The following is a 14,823-nucleotide window of genomic DNA, read 5'->3' as shown; positions in this document are numbered from 1 at the left end:
CGGTCACCTACAGTTAGTGGATGCCTGCAAAATCTGATACCGCCGAGATCGGCGAAGTCGAGCCGGTCGCCGACGACACTGCCAGTCAGGCGCGTCGAGTGGTCGCCGCCTACGCAACCGATGCCGACGAATGCCGGACGTTCCTTTCCATGCTCGGTATTGGTCCCGCGAAGCAAGAGGCGTAGGTGGCCTCCGGAGGCGGAAACTCGACCGACTCCAGCCCCACCGAAGGCAGTTCCGACTTCGTCGTGGTCGCCAATCGGCTGCCGATCGACCAGGTCCGGTTGCCCGACGGCACCACCACGTGGAAGCGCAGCCCCGGCGGTCTGGTCACCGCTCTGGAGCCGCTGCTACGCAAACAGCACGGCGCCTGGATCGGTTGGCCGGGCGTCGCGGACAGCGACGAAGAGCCGATCATCCAGGACGGACTGCGTCTCTACCCGGTGCGCCTGTCCGCCGATGACGTCGCCGAATACTACGAAGGTTTCTCCAACGCCACGCTGTGGCCGCTGTATCACGACGTCATCGTCAAACCCATCTACCGCCGTGAGTGGTGGGATCGCTACGTCGACGTGAACCGCCGCTTCGCCGAGGCCACCTCCAGGGCGGCGGCGCACGGGGCGACCATCTGGGTGCAGGACTACCAACTGCAGCTGGTCCCGAAGATGCTGCGCATGCTGCGCCCCGATCTGACCATCGGCTTCTTCCTGCACATCCCCTTCCCGCCGGTCGAACTCTTCATGCAGATGCCCTGGCGCACCGAGATCATCGAAGGCCTGTTGGGCGCCGACCTGGTGGGCTTCCACCTGCCCGGCGGGGCGCAGAACTTCCTCATCCTGGCGCGCCGGCTCGTCGGGGCCAACACCTCACGCGGGACGGTCGGCGTGCGATCCCGGTTCGGCGAGGTGCAGGTCGGCTTCCGGACGGTGAAAGTCGGCGCGTTCCCCATCTCCATCGACTCGGCCGACCTCGACACCAAGGCACGTGACCGTGGAATCCGGCAGCGCGCCAAGGAGATTCGCGCCGAACTCGGCAACCCACGGAAGGTCATGCTGGGTGTCGACAGACTGGACTACACCAAGGGTATCGATGTCCGGCTGAGGGCGTTCTCCGATCTGCTCGCCGAGAAGCGCGCCGACCGCACCGACACGGTGCTGGTGCAACTGGCCACCCCCAGCCGGGAACGGGTGGAGAGCTACATCGAGATGCGCGAGGACATCGAGCGTCAGGTCGGCCACATCAACGGTGAGTACGGCGAGATCGGTAGGCCGGTGGTGCATTACGTGCACCGCGCCATACCGCGCGACGACCTGATCGCCTTCTTCGTCGCGGCCGACATCATGCTCGTCACGCCGCTGCGCGACGGGATGAACCTGGTCGCCAAGGAATACGTGGCGTGCCGCAGCGACCTGGGCGGGGCACTGGTGCTATCCGAATTCACCGGTGCGGCAGCCGAATTACGGCAGGCCTACCTGTGCAATCCGCACCACACCGACGGGGTGAAGTTGGCCATCGAGCAAGCGCTCGACCAGTCAGCCGACGAAGGTAAGCGGCGGATGCGGGCGATGCGCAGGCAGGTGCTGGCCCACGACGTGGACCGCTGGGCCCGTTCGTTCCTGGACGCGCTGGCCGTCGGCCGCGGTAACTAGACCGGCTGGATGTACTTGATCAACCACTGCCCGCCGACCTTCTGGTAGTCGACCCGCAGCCGGCTGCCGTCGTAGACGGGTTGCTTGGACTTGTCGGTGACGGTGCGGTTCATGAACACCAGCACCGACGCCGAATCCCGTTGGGCGTTCAGCATTCCCGCGCCGACGACGTTCGCCTGACTGACCACCTGGCGGTCCCGGGCCGCCGGGATGATGTCCTTGGCCGCGCGGTCTTCGAACTCACGCCGGTAATCGGGGGTCAGCATGGTGGCCGCTTCGGTCAGGCTGCGTTCCACGGTCTGGTAGTCGTAGCCGAACACCCGGGGGATCTGCTGGGTCGCCAGGGTGGGCAACTCCGCGGTGGCGGCCTGCACCGCACGGGACTGCACCCGGTCCCAGTACAGCGCGCCGCCCACGGCCGACAACCCGACCAGCCCGAGCGCGAACACCAGCACTACCAGCGCAATGAGCTTGCCGCGCATCAGTTTCCACCCTCGGGGTACTTCAGGTCATATCCGGTCATGTGGCCGTTGTCGTCCTCGTGGACGACGACCCGCATCCGGTAGGCCTGCGACGGCTTGTTGACGCCGTCGATGTCGGTGACGGTGACGCGCACGGCGACCAGCACCGCCGCATTGCGACCGACCTCGTCGATCTTCTCCAGCGCCGCTCCGCTGACCACGGCCTCCGAGCTGGCCTGGGTGTCGCGGAAGATGGCCTTGAGGTTGTCGACGTTCTTGCCCTGGCTCATCATGTCCCGCAGCGGCCCGCTGGTGCCGTCGACGAAGCGGTTTACGCTCTCGTCGATGTCGTTTTGGTTGTAGCTGAACATGTTCAGCACGGTCTGCTCCGCGGTGTCCACGAACTGTTGTTGCCGGGCCGTGGCGGCCTCTGAATGCCGGTACTGGGTCAGCAGCACCAGCACCCCGGTCAGGAGCACCGCGGCCGCGAGCACCGCGGCGACCGCCGAGATGACGGCCACCCGGCCGCGGTTGGGCTGCCTGCGTGCCAGCGGAACCGCCACCGCGGGCGTACCGGGACGTGACAGGGCCGGCGCGCCGACCACCACCGACTCCTGGGTCAACCCTGGTTCACCGCCCGCGGGCCCTGCCGCGCGCGACGCACGCCGACGCACCGGCTTCGGCTCGTTGGCCTCCGCCGTGTGTTCCTCAACCATCTGAAACCTGCCTAAACCTGCTTTGGCGCCATCATCAAATCCACCCAGTTCTCCGCGGGCGCGAACTTGTCGCTGCCCGAGGCGAACACACCGGTGCCGCCGGACGGATCCGCGAACACACCTGTCTTCGGATCGTAGGTGGTGCTCGCCGGAGCACTGGCCTGGGGTTGCGGGGCGTCGGCGGGAGGCGCCTCGGCCGGTAGCGGCGGCGGGGGTACATCGGCCGGTGGACCGGGTGGTGGCGGCGGCGTGCGGCCGTAGGGCGGCAGCACCTGATCCGGCGGTGCGTGGAACGGCCACGCCGGTGCGGGCGGGTTGTCGTTCGGCGGCACGGGCAGCGGGAACGGCGCGTTGGGCGCCGGACCCGGGCCGGGCACCACGCCCGGCGGCAGCTGCACCGACGGTGGTCCCGGATCGTAATCCGCGCTCGGCGGGATATTCGGGAACTTGTTGGGCGGCAGAATGTTACGGCCGTCCTCCACCGGGGTGTCATACGGCACCGGTGGCCCGCGCCACGGGTTGCTGCCGACGGGCACGTACCCGCGGGGGTCGCGGCAGAGCTGAATGGTCGGTGCGCGCTTCCCGGGGAATTCCTGGCAGGGGTAGTTGCGCGCGCCGCGGACCACGGCCGGATCGCTCTGCGCGGTCTTGCAGTACAGGTCGGGGGGCAGTTCCCGCAGGGTGGTGTCGGCGGGTGAGCGGATCGCGGTGGGCGGCAGGAAGCCGGTGGAGCACGGCGGCGGATCGCCGAGGTCGACCTTGAAGTCCAGCTTGCCGCCCTCATCGAAGGGCAGGCCGCCGCCGACGGTGTTGAGCGCGGCCATCAGTGCCGGGAAGATCACCAGCGCCTGCTCGATCGACTTGTTGTAGATCACGCCGATCCGGCCGAAGTCCGCCAGGTTCGCCGCGAGCTGCGGGAACGTCGGGCGGATACCGGCGAAGGTGGTGTTCGCCTCGGCCACCGCACCCGGGACCGTCTGCAACACCGAGCGCAGCTGCGGGTCGGCCTTGTTCACCTCCGAGGTGAACCGGGCCAGGCCGTCGACGGAGGACTTGATGTCGTCGCCGGCGCGGATCTGGGCGTCCAGGAACGGTCCGGCCTGGTCGATCAGCTGGATCGTCTGCCCGTAGTTGTTGTTGGCCTCGTCGATCAGCTGGCGCGAGGACTGGATGAGCCGGGACAGCTCGGGCCCGGAACCGTTGAACGCCTTGAAAGTTTCCTTGAGCAGTTCCTGGATGCGGCTGTCGCCGACACTGCTCACCAGATCGTCGGCCTGGCGGAGCAGCCCGGCGATGTCCTGACCGATCGCGGTGTGCGCGACGCCGATGTTCGATCCGTCGCGCAGGAGCTTGGCGGCCGGGGCCTCGCCCCCGCCGGGCGGCACCAGGTCGATGTACTGCTCGCCGACGGCCGACACACTCTTGACCGTCGCGGTCACGTTCTCGGGCACTTCGGTGTCGGTGTTGAGCCGCATGTGTGCGATGACACCGTCATCGGTCAGCCCGACCTGCTCCACCCGGCCGATCGTGACGCCGCGGTAGGTGACGTTCGCGTTCTGGTAGAGGCCACCACCGGCCACGAAGTTCGCGGTGATGTTGTAGGTGCCGATACCGAGCGCAGCGGGCACGTGCAGATAGAACGCCGAGATCGCGGTGACGGTCAGCACGGTGACGATCGCGAAGATCGACAACTGGAGTTTGGTCAGCCGGTCCAGCATTACGGGGTACCTCCGTGCTGCGTGGCCGTACCCGGCGGGATCTTGAACGGATCTGCCGCCTGCCCGGACAGGTTGGCCATCGCACCGGTCAAGAAGTCCGGCGGGTTGATGACCTCGTCGAGGTGCTTCATGTTCGGGTCGAAGAACGACGTGGTGAACATCGATTCGCCGAACCGCCGCGCGGTCAGGTCGAACGTCACGAACACGTTCAGATAGTCACCACGCACCGCGTTGCGCAGGTACTTGTAGTGGAACGGGAACGTCGGCAGCAGTTCCAGGTCCACGATGATGTCGTCGACATTGTCGTTGAACGCCTTGATGACCGGGAACAGGTCCTTCATATCGGCGGTGAAATCGGTCTTCGTCTCGGAAAGGACGTGAGCACCGACGGTGGAGAACTTCTTCAGCGCGCCGAACGCGTCGACGATGTTGGACCGATTGTCGTTGAGCACCTTCAGCGCGTTGGGCAGGCTGTCCAGGGTGCGGCCCAGGTTGTCCTTGCTGCGCGCCAGCATCGAGGCGAACCGGTTGAGTCCGTCGGCCGCGGCGATGATGTCGTTGGTCTGCTGGTCCAGCGAGGCGGTCAGCTCCGCCAGCCGCGGCAGCAGCTCGGCGAACTGTCCGGTGCGGCCGGCGATCGCAGCGTACGCCTCATCGGTGATGTCTTGCAGCGCACCCAGATTGCCCTTGTTGACCACCACACCCAGCGAGGACAGCACTTCCTCGGTGGTCGGGTAGCGGCCGATGCTGCCCAGCGGGATGTTTGCACCCTGCTTCAGCCTGCCGACGCCCTTGCCTTCCGGCGCGGTCAGCGCCACGTGCTGCGAGCCGAGCAGGGAGGTCTGCGCGACGGTGGCCGTCGAGTTGGCGGGCAGGTCGACGTCACCGTCGAGGGACAGCTTCACCGCGGCGAAGAACGTACCGTCGGGGCGCTGGACGGCCTCGATACCGGACACGCTTCCGACGGTCACGTCATCGACCATCACGGGCGAGTTCTGCGGCAGCGTCGCCACATCGGGCAGTTCGACGGTGATCGTGTACGACCCCGAACCGTGTCCCGCGGTACCCGGCATGTCCAGCGAGTTCAGCCCGCCGAACTGGCAGCCGGCCAGCAGCAGCGCACCGGACCCGAGGGCGGTGCCGCGCCACAAGATACGCCTCATCCCCCGGCTCCTTCCGCAGGCAGTGGTGGCGTCGCCACGGCCGGAGCCGCGGGCGGCCCGGGCAGCGGGCCCGCACCCATCGGCGGCGGCGCGGGCACCGGCCCGGCCGGTGAGACCTGGCCGACCACGGCGGGCGGCGGCAGGATCAGGTCGGCGAGGTTGCCGTTCGGCGACGACGTCGGCGGGGTGACACCCGGCGCGGGCTGCCACTGCAGGTACGGCACCGGCGTCTGCGCCTTCGCCTCGGTTTGCGGGGTGTCGTAGATGATCTGACCCTTGTACGCGGTGATGCTGTCGATCGGGTGGAACAGGATCGGCGGGTAGTTCATCGCGATCCGCTTGAACACCGGCCCCATGCGCTGCCGGCACAGCTCGGCGCGCTTGTAGTTGTCCGGGGACGCACCGACGTCGAAGGTTCCACCGCAGAGGAACTGCACCGGATTTCCGAAGTTGGGCAGCGACAGCAAACCACCGACGGTGCCCTGCGCCGGGTTGTAGATGTTGTAGAAGTTGGCCAGACCGTTGGGCGTGATGTGCAGTATCTGCTCGATGTCATCACTGTGGTCGTTGAGGATCTGGGTGAAGTCGGCCAGCTTGCCGACAGAGTCGATCAGCGACTTGTTCGAATCATGCAGCAGGCCTTTGACATCGCCGAGCGCCTGGTTCAGCGCGCCCAGGGTCTGGTCCAGGTCGGCCGAACTGGCGGCCAGCACCTGCGACACCGACGCCACGTGGCTGGTGAACTGCACGATCTGCTCGTTGCTGTTGGACAGCGCGTTCACCAGCACCTGCAGGTTGCGCACTGTGCCGAACAGATCGGTGCGCGAGTCGCCGAGGCGCCCGGCGGTCTGCGACAGCTCACGCAGCGCGGACCGGAACGAGTCGCCGTTGCCGTCGAAGGTGTCGGCGGCCTGGTTGACGGCGGCCACCAGCGGGCCCTGCACGCCACCGTCTTTCGGTCCGAGCTGGGCGGAAAGCTGGGTCAGCTGCTCCTTGACCTCGTCCCACTCGACCGGAACGCCGGTGTGGTCCAGTCCGATCTGAGCGTTACCGGCCAGGGTGTCACCCCCGGTGTAGGCGGGTGTCAGCTGGATGAATCTGGCGGACACCAGGTTCGGCGCGATGATCAGGGCGCGGGCATCGGCAGGCACCTTGATGCCGTCGTCCAGCGTCATGCTGATCTTCACGTCGGTTGCCCGCGGCTCGATCGAGTCGATCTTGCCGACCGGTACGCCGACCACCCGGACGTCGTCGCCGGGGTACAGGCCGACCGCGGTGGTGAAGTACGCGACGACCTTCTGGCCGCCACGGCTGGGCCACACCAGGTAGACGCCGACGGCGAGCAGCGCGACCAGCGCCACGGCCAGGCCGCGGCGCAGCCACTTGCCACGCGATGATGTCGAATCAGGTTGGGTCATGGCGACTTCGGCCTTATCAGCGTGCGCTCGGAGATGTATCCGCGCAGCATGTCGGCGAGGCTGTCCGGCAGCTTGCCGGGCTGGAAGTAGGTGTCCAACAGCACTTCGGAGATGGTTGCCGGCGGCAGACCGTACAGGTTGATCTGGAAGCCCGGTCCCGAGCCCACCACCTCGCCGAGCGCGGTGGCATAGCCGGGCAGCCGCTTGAGCGCCTCGCCGATGTGCTCGCGCCGTTCCAGCAGGTTGGCCATCACCGCGTTGAGTCGTCGCAGCAGGGGTTCGAACTCGCGCTTGTTGTCCGCCACGAAGCCCGAAAGCTGGTGCGAGACATCGTCGATACCGGCGATCAGGCTGCTCAGGGCCTGCCGGCGTTCATCCAGCGCGGCGAACAGCAGGTTGCCGTCGGTGACCAGCTTGTTCACCTGATCGGCGCGCTGGGCCAGCGTGTCGGACACGTTCTTGGCGTGCATCAGCAGCTCTTCGAGTGCCTGATCCCGCTTGTTCAGGCTGCGGCTCAGGCTCGCGACCCCGTCCAGCGCTCCGCGAAGTTGCGGGGTGGCGTCGTGCAGGGTGTCGGTCAGAGTCTGCAGCGCCTCCTCGAACTTGGGCTTGTCCAGGGCGCTGACGTTGCCGCCGAGATCCTGCAACGCGGTGTTCAACGTGTACGGAGTCGTGGTGCGCCCCACCGGGATCACCGTCGAATCCCCGTTGCCCTTCGGGGTCACCGACAGCGACTTCTGGCCCAACACGGTATCGGTCTTGATGGACACCAGCGTCTGGTTGCCGACCTTGATGTTGCGGTCGACGGTGAAGCCCACCTTGGCCTGATCGCCCGCCAGGGCGACCGAGGTGACCTTGCCGACCTTGATGCCGGACACCGCGACGTCGTTACCCGGCGAGATTCCGCCGGCATCGCTGAAGTAGGCCTCGTAGTTGCGGCCCTGCGGGTACCACGGCAAGCCGGTGTAACCGAAGGAGATCAGTACCAGGCAGGCCACCACGAAGATGCCGAGGATGCCGGTCCGTAACGTGTTGCTGCCGCTGGGGCTAGCCATTTTCCGAGCACCTCCCCTTGGTCGGGTCCGGTGGGCCGCCGAACGGGATCAGGATGTCGCTGCCCGCCGGTCCGTTGATCTTCATCCGGATCGAGCAGTAGTAGATGTTGAAGAACGAGCCGTACGCACCGAGGGCGTTGAGCCGCATGTAGTTCTCGGCCAGCGGCTCGATCACCTTGTTGATGTCGGCCTTGCGCTCGTCGGCCCGCTGCAGGAACGGCCGGGCATTCTCGATGACACCCTGCAGTGGGCGCCGCGATGCCTCCAGCATCTCGGTCAGGTCGCTCGAGGCCGAGGCCAGGGGCCCGATGGCGCCGGCGATGGGATCCCGGCCTTCGGCCAGACCGGTGATGAGCTTCTGCAGTTCATCGACGCTGGCGTTGAACTGGGTGCCCTTCGCGTCGACGGTGCCCAGCACGGTGTTCAGGTTCGTGATCACGTCGCCGATGAGCTGATCCCGGTTGGCCAGGTTCTGGCTGAACGAGCTGGTATTGGCCAGCAGGTTCTGGATGGCGCCACCTTGACCCTGCAGCAGTTCGATGACGGCGTTGCTGACCTCGTTGACCTTCGACCCGTCCAGGCCCTTGAGCACCGGGCGCAATCCGCCCAGCAGCGCGTCCAGATCCAGTGCGGGCTGGGTGTTCTCGCGTGCGATCGTGCTCCCGGGCGGGAGCTTGCGCAGCTCGCCGGGGCCCGAGGTGATCTCCAGGTAGCGGTCACCGACCAGGTTCTCGTAGCGAACGACGGCGCGTGTCGAGGTGTACAGCTGGTAGCGCTTGTTGACGTCGAAGGCCACGTCGACGCTGTTGTCGGGGTTGAGCTTCACGGTCTTGACGCTGCCCACCGGCACACCGGAGATGCGTACGTCCTGACCGGCTTTCAACCGGGACGCCTCGGCGAAGTTGGCGTGATACGCGGTACTGGAGGCGAATCGGAACTGGCCGAACACCACCACCAGGCCCGCGGCGACCAACAGCATCGCGACCGTGAATACGGCGACGTTGATCAACGTCCGCCTCTGGCTCTGCATCAGAAATCATCCCGTTCGGCGTACGCCCCGTTGAACAGGAACTGCAGCGTCGAGGGCGCGTTGAACTGCAACTCGGTGTTCGGCTGGAACGGCACGTAGGCGTTGTCGGTCACCAGGAACGGGGTGTGGTACCAACTGCCACCGAACTGCTTGCTGGGCACGTCCGGAAGCCCACGGCAGTTCGGGCCACCGGAGGCGTTCACCATCGGCAGGCTCTCGGGGTAGGTGTACGCCGGGGCACCGGGCAGGAAGTTCGACGCCACGAACAGGCCCGGCCGGATTCCGCCGATCACCGGCGCGAACGTCTCGTTGGCCTTCTTGACGCCCTTGAAGAGGCAGCCGAATTCAGGTGAGTAGTCGGCCGCTACCTTGGCCAGCGCCCGCAGCCGCTTGATGGCCGCGATGTAGTCGTCGGCGGCCGGCGCCAGCGTGGCCGTGCCGTTCTCGGCGAATCCGGTGGCGGCCAGCAGCGCGGCGTTCAGGTTGTCCTGCTCGTCGACGATGGTCTTGGACAGCTTCGGCGCGTTGTCCAGCACGGTGGCCAGATCCGCACCGGTGTCGCCGTAGATGTTGGCGACGACGCCGGCCTTGGAGATGTCGGACTGCAGCGTCGGCAGCTTCGGATTGAGCTGCGCCAGATAGGTGTTCAGGCCGGCCATGGTGGCGCCCAGGTCATCACCGTGGCCGCGCAGGCCTTCGCCCAGCGCGGTCAGGGTGGCGTTCAGGTTGATGGGGTCGATCTTGTGCAGCAGGTCGGTCAGGGTTTGGAAGAGGGTGTTGACTTCCAGCTGGACGCTGCTGGCCGCGATGCTGGTGCCCGGCTGCAGGTGCGTCTTCTTCGGATCCTCGGGCGGCAGGAACTCCACCGACTTGGCACCGAAAACCGTTGTGCCGCCGATTTTCACCACAGCGTTGGACGGGATGAACCGCATCTGGTTGCGGTCGATGTCCAGGGTCAGCTTGGCCTGTTCGCCGGCGTAGGCGATGTTGGTGACCTTGCCGATCTGGATGCCGCGGTACTTGACCTTGGCATCGGTTTCCATCACCAGGCCGGCCCGCTGGGAGGTGACGGTGACGGTGTCGGTCTTGGTGAAGGCAGCCGTGTACGAGAGATAGGTGAACACCACTGCGGCGACGACGATCAGCGCGAGGATCGCGGCGGCGATCCTGACATGGCTGCGCTTGGCGCTTCCGGAAGACACTGGCCGCCTACCCGGAGAGGTTGAAGTTGCCGGACGCGCCGTACACGGCGAGTGAGATGAACAGGGTGATGGTGACGACCACGATGAGCGAGGTGCGCACGGCCTGGCCCACGGCGATGCCCACGCCCACCGGACCGCCGGATGCGTTGTACCCGTAGTAGGTGTGCACCAGCATCACCGCGATGGACATGACGATTGCCTGCAGGAACGACCACAGCAGGTCGGTGGGGATCAGGAACGTGTTGAAGTAGTGGTCGTACAGGCCCGCGGACTGGCCGTTGATGAACACCGTGGTGAACCGTGCGGCGAAGAACGCGGCCAGCACCGACAGCGAATACAGCGGGATGATGGCGATGAGCCCGGCGATCAGGCGGGTGGACACCAGATACGAAACGGCATGCACCGCCATGGCTTCCACCGCGTCGATCTCCTCGGCGACCCGCATGGCGCCGAGCTGTGCGGTGGTGCCGGCCCCGATCGTGGCGGCCAGCGCGATACCCGCGATGACCGGCGCCACGATGCGGACGTTGAGGAAGGCCGAGAGGAAGCCGGTGAGGGCCTCGATGCCGATGTTGCCCAGCGAGGAGTAACCCTGCACGGCGATCACGCCGCCCGACGCCAGGGTCAGGAACGCCGCGACACCGACGGTGCCGCCGATCATCACCAAAGCGCCCGCGCCCATGGTCATCTCGGCGACCAGCCGGATGGTCTCTTTGCGATACCGGGTCAGGGCGTTGGGAATGTAGCGCATGGTCTCGCCGTAGAACAGCGCCTGTTCGCCGACATTGTCGACGATGGCGGGCACGCCACGGAAGAACCGGCGCACGCGCAAGGTCACGTCATAGCTCATCGAGTGGACCTACCGCTCCAGAACCCGGACGCCGACGGCGGTCAAGATGACGTTGATGACGAACAGGCAGATGAAGGCGTAGACCACCGTCTCGTTCACCGCGATGCCCACACCTTTGGGGCCGCCCTGCACGGTGAGCCCGCGGTAGCAGCCGACCAGGCCGGCCATCAACCCGAACAGCACGGACTTGAACATGGCGAGCACCAGTTCACCCAGTCCGGTCAGGATGGTCAGGCCGTTGATGAAAGCTCCCGGGTTCACGCCCTGCAGGAACACGGAGAAGACGTAGCCGCCTGCCAGGCCGATCGCGCAGACCAGGCCGTTGAGCAGGAGGGCCACGAACGTCGAGGCCAGCACACGCGGCACCACCAGCCGCTGGATCGGGTCGATACCGAGGACGCGCATGGCGTCGATCTCTTCGCGGATGGTGCGCGCACCCAGATCCGCGCAGATGGCGGTGGCGCCCGCACCGGCGACCACGAGAACGGTCACGACCGGACCGAGCTGGGTGATGGTGCCGAACGCCGTGCCGGCACCGGACAGGTCGGCCGCGCCGATCTCGCGCAGCAGGATGTTGAGCGTGAAGGCCACCAGGACCGTGAACGGAATGGACACCAGCAGCGTGGGGACCAGTGAGACGCGGGCGATCATCCAGGTCTGGTCGAGGAACTCGCGGAACTGGAACGGCCGCTGCCACATCTTGACGAAGGTGTCGATGGTCATCTCAAAGAACCCACCCACGGCCCGGGCCGGAGCCGCAAGCTGTTCGATCAACCTCGGCTCCGTTCTCGGTTGGGGGAAGAATGACCCCGCGTTGGCGAAGAGCCCGAATATAGCGGGTATCTGTTCGCTCCGGCGGCCTTTCCACCCCTGGTCTACACGCTCGGCTTAGTGAGCGGGCTCATACTAACTAGAACACGTTCACAGTGTCAAAGAACCGCAATCTTGCCGAAAAATTCTTGTTTCCGCTGGTCAAGACCAGTGTGACCTGCATCATTTTAGAACGTGTTCTAATCCCCATCAGTCACTCGGGTATGGCGTTCTCGATTTCAAGAACCCATTAGCGCAGAGGCGGAGAATCCCGTTTCCGGATCCCGCTCAGCAAAGAAGCCGCCGAGCGCAGAACTCAGTGCCGCCGGGTCCCACGCGTCGCCGGTGGCCTCGAAGCGCTGCGCCACCGTCGGCGCGGCAACCAACGTGACCGTCGGGCCGTAGACGATGAACAGCTGCCCGTTGACGGCCTCGGCCGCGGGCGAGGAAAGGTACGTCACCAGGGTCACGACGTGCTCGGGCGACAACGCGTCGACCTGACCGTCGGACAGCTCCGGCGCGTCACCGAACACGTCGGCGGTCATGGCGGTGCGGGCGCGCGGCGCGATGGCATTGGCTCGCACCCCGTAACGGCCCAGGCCGCGGGCGGCGGTCAGCGTCAGCGCCGTGATCCCGGCTTTGGCCGCGCCGTAGTTGGCCTGCCCCACCGGTCCGGCCAGGCCGGCCTCGGACGAGGTGTTCACGATCCGGCCGTAAACCTGGCCGTCCGCCGCCTCTTTCGCCTTCGCCCGCCAATAGGTGGCCGCATTGCGGGTCAGCAGGAAGTGGCCGCGCAGGTGTACGGCGATGACTGCGTCCCAGTCCTCGTCGGACATGTTGAACAGCATCTTGTCCCGCGTGATGCCCGCGTTGTTCACCACGATGCTCAGGCCGCCGAGGCCGTCCGCGGTCGACACGAGTTCGTCGGCGGTGCTGCGGGCGCTGATGTCACCGGCGACGGCCACGCCCTTGGCGCCGGCCGCGGCGATCTCGTCGAGCACATCAGATTTGTCCAGGGCGGCAGCGATGTCGTTGACCACCACGGTCGCGCCGGCACGGGCCAGACCGACGGCTTCCGCGCGGCCCAGACCGGCCGCGGCACCGGTCACGACGGCGACCTTGCCGGACAGGTCGAGGGCGTCGTTTCCAGCTGAATTCTGCGATGACGAAGTCAATTTATGAATACCTCTAGTCTTTTCGGATCAACGCTGCGCGGGGGCACTCGGCGACGGACTGCTCGGCCAGGTCCTCCTGGTCGGCCGGCACCGGGTCGGCCTTGATCACCGCATAGTCGTCGTCGTCCAAATCAAACAGGTCGGGGGCAATACCCACACATACCGCGTTGCCTTCACAACGATCGCGGTCGACTTCCACACGCATGACAACCTCCTCGTGTTCTTCACGCAATTGATCTCCGGGGCCTGCACAGCCCTGCCAATGTGCCGGCTAACCATACCGCCCTGGACCCCAAGACTAGAACGTGTTACAACCGGTTGAGAAAAAGGTGCCGTTGAGCACCTTCGATACAACGCGGCATGGCAACGCCACCCGACAGTGAGGACGTCAATATGCGGATCGGTTACACCGCCGAGCAGGAGGAGTTGCGCCGCGAGTTGCGGTCGTACTTCACCAAACTGATGACACCCGAGCGTGCCGACGCCCTGGCCGCCAGCGACGGCGAGATGGGCCGCGGCAACGTCTATCGCGAAACCGTGTCGCAGATGGGCAAGGACGGTTGGCTGACGCTGAACTGGCCCGAGGAGTACGGCGGCCAGGCCCGCACGCCGATGGAGAGCCTGATCTTCAACGACGAGGCCGCCCTCGCCAACGTCCCGGTCCCGTTCCTGACCATCAACAGCGTCGCGCCGACGATCATGCACTTCGGCACCGAGGAGCAGAAGAACTTCTTCCTGCCCAAGATCGCCGCGGGCGATCTGCACTTCTCCATCGGTTACTCCGAGCCCGGCGCCGGCACCGACCTCGCGTCGCTGCGCACCACCGCCGTGCACGACGGGGACGACTACGTCATCAACGGCCAGAAGATGTGGACCAGCCTCATCGCCTACGCCGACTATGTGTGGCTGGCCGTGCGCACCAACCCCGAGGCGAAGAAGCATCGCGGCATCTCGATGCTGATCGTCCCCACCACCGCCGAGGGTTTCTCCTGGACGCCGGTGCACACCATGTCCGGTGTCGACACCAGTGCCACCTACTACCAGGACGTCCGGGTGCCCAAGACGTCGCTCGTCGGCGATGAGGACGCGGGCTGGAAGCTGGTCACCAACCAGCTCAACCACGAGCGCGTCGCGCTGGTTTCCGCGCAGCCGATCTTCTTGGCGCTCAACGGGGTTCGCGAATGGGCCCAGAACACCAAAGATGTGCACGGCAAGCGCCTGATCGACGCCGAGTGGGTGCAGCTGAACCTGGCCCGGGTGCACGCCAAGGCCGAGGTGCTCAAGCTGATCAACTGGGAGCTCGCGTCGGCCGAGGATGTCGCGCCCTCCCCCGCCGACGCGTCCGCGGCGAAGGTGTTCGGCACCGAACTGGCGACCGAGGCCTACCGGCTGCTCATGGAGGTGCTCGGCACCTCGGCGACGCTGCGCACCGGATCGCCCGGCGCCCTGCTGCGTGGACGGGTGGAGCGCATGCACCGTTCGTGCCTCATCCTGACCTTCGGCGGTGGCACCAACGAGATCCAGCGCGACATCATCGGCATGGTCGCGCTCGGCCTGCCCCGAGTGAACCGATAAG

Annotated in this window: 15 protein-coding genes; 3 read left to right on the top strand and 12 right to left on the bottom strand. The window is 66.3% G+C overall.

Going from position 1 to position 14,823, the window contains the following annotated elements; translation table 11 throughout:
- Window positions 1-20: 20 nt before the first annotated feature.
- Together AC1DY7_RS15775 and AC1DY7_RS15770 are read left to right on the top strand one after the other, a co-directional pair.
- The gene (locus AC1DY7_RS15775; RefSeq protein WP_477494644.1) at window positions 21-185 is read left to right on the top strand and encodes a hypothetical protein; all 165 of its coding nucleotides are present in this window, start codon (window positions 21-23) and stop codon (window positions 183-185) included.
- The gene (locus AC1DY7_RS15770) at window positions 186-1,649 is read left to right on the top strand and encodes an alpha,alpha-trehalose-phosphate synthase (UDP-forming) (RefSeq protein ID WP_477494643.1); all 1,464 of its coding nucleotides are present in this window, start codon (window positions 186-188) and stop codon (window positions 1,647-1,649) included.
- Here AC1DY7_RS15770 and AC1DY7_RS15765 read toward each other — a convergent pair.
- The 12 genes from AC1DY7_RS15765 to AC1DY7_RS15710 all read right to left on the bottom strand — a co-directional run bounded on the left by AC1DY7_RS15765 (window position 1,646) and on the right by AC1DY7_RS15710 (window position 13,452).
- Window positions 1,646-2,131 carry a mammalian cell entry protein gene (locus tag AC1DY7_RS15765; protein ID WP_477494642.1) on the bottom strand — a complete coding sequence of 162 codons (486 nt, stop codon included), beginning with the start codon at window positions 2,129-2,131 and terminating at the stop codon, window positions 1,646-1,648. The two genes, AC1DY7_RS15770 and AC1DY7_RS15765, sit on opposite strands and share 4 nt — an antisense overlap.
- Window positions 2,131-2,826: a mammalian cell entry protein gene (locus tag AC1DY7_RS15760; RefSeq protein WP_477494641.1), complete on the bottom strand. Its 696-nt coding sequence runs from the start codon at window positions 2,824-2,826 to the stop codon at window positions 2,131-2,133. Before AC1DY7_RS15760 ends, AC1DY7_RS15765 begins: the two co-directional genes overlap by 1 nt.
- An 11-nt stretch (window positions 2,827-2,837) precedes the next feature.
- Window positions 2,838-4,544, bottom strand: a complete 1,707-nt coding sequence (locus AC1DY7_RS15755) for a virulence factor Mce family protein (protein ID WP_477494640.1) — start codon at window positions 4,542-4,544, stop codon at window positions 2,838-2,840.
- Window positions 4,544-5,707 carry an MCE family protein gene (locus tag AC1DY7_RS15750; RefSeq protein ID WP_477494639.1) on the bottom strand — a complete coding sequence of 388 codons (1,164 nt, stop codon included), beginning with the start codon at window positions 5,705-5,707 and terminating at the stop codon, window positions 4,544-4,546. The genes AC1DY7_RS15755 and AC1DY7_RS15750 overlap by 1 nt, the downstream gene beginning before the upstream one ends.
- Window positions 5,704-7,125 (bottom strand): MCE family protein, encoded by a 1,422-nt coding sequence (locus tag AC1DY7_RS15745; protein ID WP_477494638.1) that lies wholly within the window; start codon window positions 7,123-7,125, stop codon window positions 5,704-5,706. The genes AC1DY7_RS15750 and AC1DY7_RS15745 overlap by 4 nt, the downstream gene beginning before the upstream one ends.
- Window positions 7,122-8,180: an MCE family protein gene (locus AC1DY7_RS15740; protein WP_477494637.1), complete on the bottom strand. Its 1,059-nt coding sequence runs from the start codon at window positions 8,178-8,180 to the stop codon at window positions 7,122-7,124. The genes AC1DY7_RS15745 and AC1DY7_RS15740 overlap by 4 nt, the downstream gene beginning before the upstream one ends.
- Window positions 8,173-9,210: an MCE family protein gene (locus tag AC1DY7_RS15735; RefSeq protein ID WP_477494636.1), complete on the bottom strand. Its 1,038-nt coding sequence runs from the start codon at window positions 9,208-9,210 to the stop codon at window positions 8,173-8,175. Before AC1DY7_RS15735 ends, AC1DY7_RS15740 begins: the two co-directional genes overlap by 8 nt.
- Window positions 9,210-10,412: an MCE family protein gene (locus AC1DY7_RS15730; RefSeq protein ID WP_477494635.1), complete on the bottom strand. Its 1,203-nt coding sequence runs from the start codon at window positions 10,410-10,412 to the stop codon at window positions 9,210-9,212. Before AC1DY7_RS15730 ends, AC1DY7_RS15735 begins: the two co-directional genes overlap by 1 nt.
- A gap of 7 nt (window positions 10,413-10,419) precedes the next feature.
- Complete coding sequence (locus AC1DY7_RS15725) at window positions 10,420-11,262, bottom strand: MlaE family ABC transporter permease (RefSeq protein ID WP_477494634.1); 843 nt, start codon at window positions 11,260-11,262, stop codon at window positions 10,420-10,422.
- 9 nt (window positions 11,263-11,271) lie between these two features.
- Entirely contained in the window at window positions 11,272-12,036 is a 765-nt protein-coding gene (locus AC1DY7_RS15720) for an MlaE family ABC transporter permease (RefSeq protein WP_024453767.1), read from the bottom strand.
- A 275-nt stretch (window positions 12,037-12,311) separates the two neighbouring features.
- Window positions 12,312-13,247 carry a 3-oxoacyl-ACP reductase gene (locus AC1DY7_RS15715; RefSeq protein ID WP_477494633.1) on the bottom strand — a complete coding sequence of 312 codons (936 nt, stop codon included), beginning with the start codon at window positions 13,245-13,247 and terminating at the stop codon, window positions 12,312-12,314.
- 13 nt (window positions 13,248-13,260) lie between these two features.
- Window positions 13,261-13,452, bottom strand: coding sequence for a ferredoxin (locus AC1DY7_RS15710; protein ID WP_477494632.1), 192 nt, complete (start codon window positions 13,450-13,452; stop codon window positions 13,261-13,263).
- Window positions 13,453-13,640: 188 nt separating this feature from the next.
- Here AC1DY7_RS15710 and AC1DY7_RS15705 point away from each other — a divergent pair, with 188 nt between their 5' ends.
- On the top strand, window positions 13,641-14,822 hold the full coding sequence (locus AC1DY7_RS15705; protein WP_477495047.1) for an acyl-CoA dehydrogenase family protein: 1,182 nt from the start codon (window positions 13,641-13,643) through the stop codon (window positions 14,820-14,822).
- Window position 14,823: the final 1 nt, after the last annotated feature.

Source organism: Mycobacterium sp. P2_H7, from assembly GCF_056403275.1.
Note: the sequence above shows the minus strand (reverse complement) of the source record. Positions and strands in the feature narration are given on the sequence as shown.

Bases quoted from the DNA above. Each gene is read 5' to 3' on its own strand.
- AC1DY7_RS15765 (WP_477494642.1), bottom strand. From the start codon at position 2,131: ATGCGCGGCAAGCTCATTGCGCTGGTAGTGCTGGTGTTCGCGCTCGGG.
- AC1DY7_RS15735 (WP_477494636.1), bottom strand. From the start codon at position 9,210: ATGCAGAGCCAGAGGCGGACGTTGATCAACGTCGCCGTATTCACGGTC.
- AC1DY7_RS15760 (WP_477494641.1), bottom strand. From the start codon at position 2,826: ATGGTTGAGGAACACACGGCGGAGGCCAACGAGCCGAAGCCGGTGCGT.
- AC1DY7_RS15725 (WP_477494634.1), bottom strand. From the start codon at position 11,262: ATGAGCTATGACGTGACCTTGCGCGTGCGCCGGTTCTTCCGTGGCGTG.
- AC1DY7_RS15710 (WP_477494632.1), bottom strand. From the start codon at position 13,452: ATGCGTGTGGAAGTCGACCGCGATCGTTGTGAAGGCAACGCGGTATGT.
- AC1DY7_RS15775 (WP_477494644.1), top strand. From the start codon at position 21: ATGCCTGCAAAATCTGATACCGCCGAGATCGGCGAAGTCGAGCCGGTC.
- AC1DY7_RS15745 (WP_477494638.1), bottom strand. From the start codon at position 7,125: ATGACCCAACCTGATTCGACATCATCGCGTGGCAAGTGGCTGCGCCGC.
- AC1DY7_RS15705 (WP_477495047.1), top strand. From the start codon at position 13,641: ATGCGGATCGGTTACACCGCCGAGCAGGAGGAGTTGCGCCGCGAGTTG.
- AC1DY7_RS15750 (WP_477494639.1), bottom strand. From the start codon at position 5,707: ATGAGGCGTATCTTGTGGCGCGGCACCGCCCTCGGGTCCGGTGCGCTG.
- AC1DY7_RS15740 (WP_477494637.1), bottom strand. From the start codon at position 8,180: ATGGCTAGCCCCAGCGGCAGCAACACGTTACGGACCGGCATCCTCGGC.
- AC1DY7_RS15755 (WP_477494640.1), bottom strand. From the start codon at position 4,544: ATGCTGGACCGGCTGACCAAACTCCAGTTGTCGATCTTCGCGATCGTC.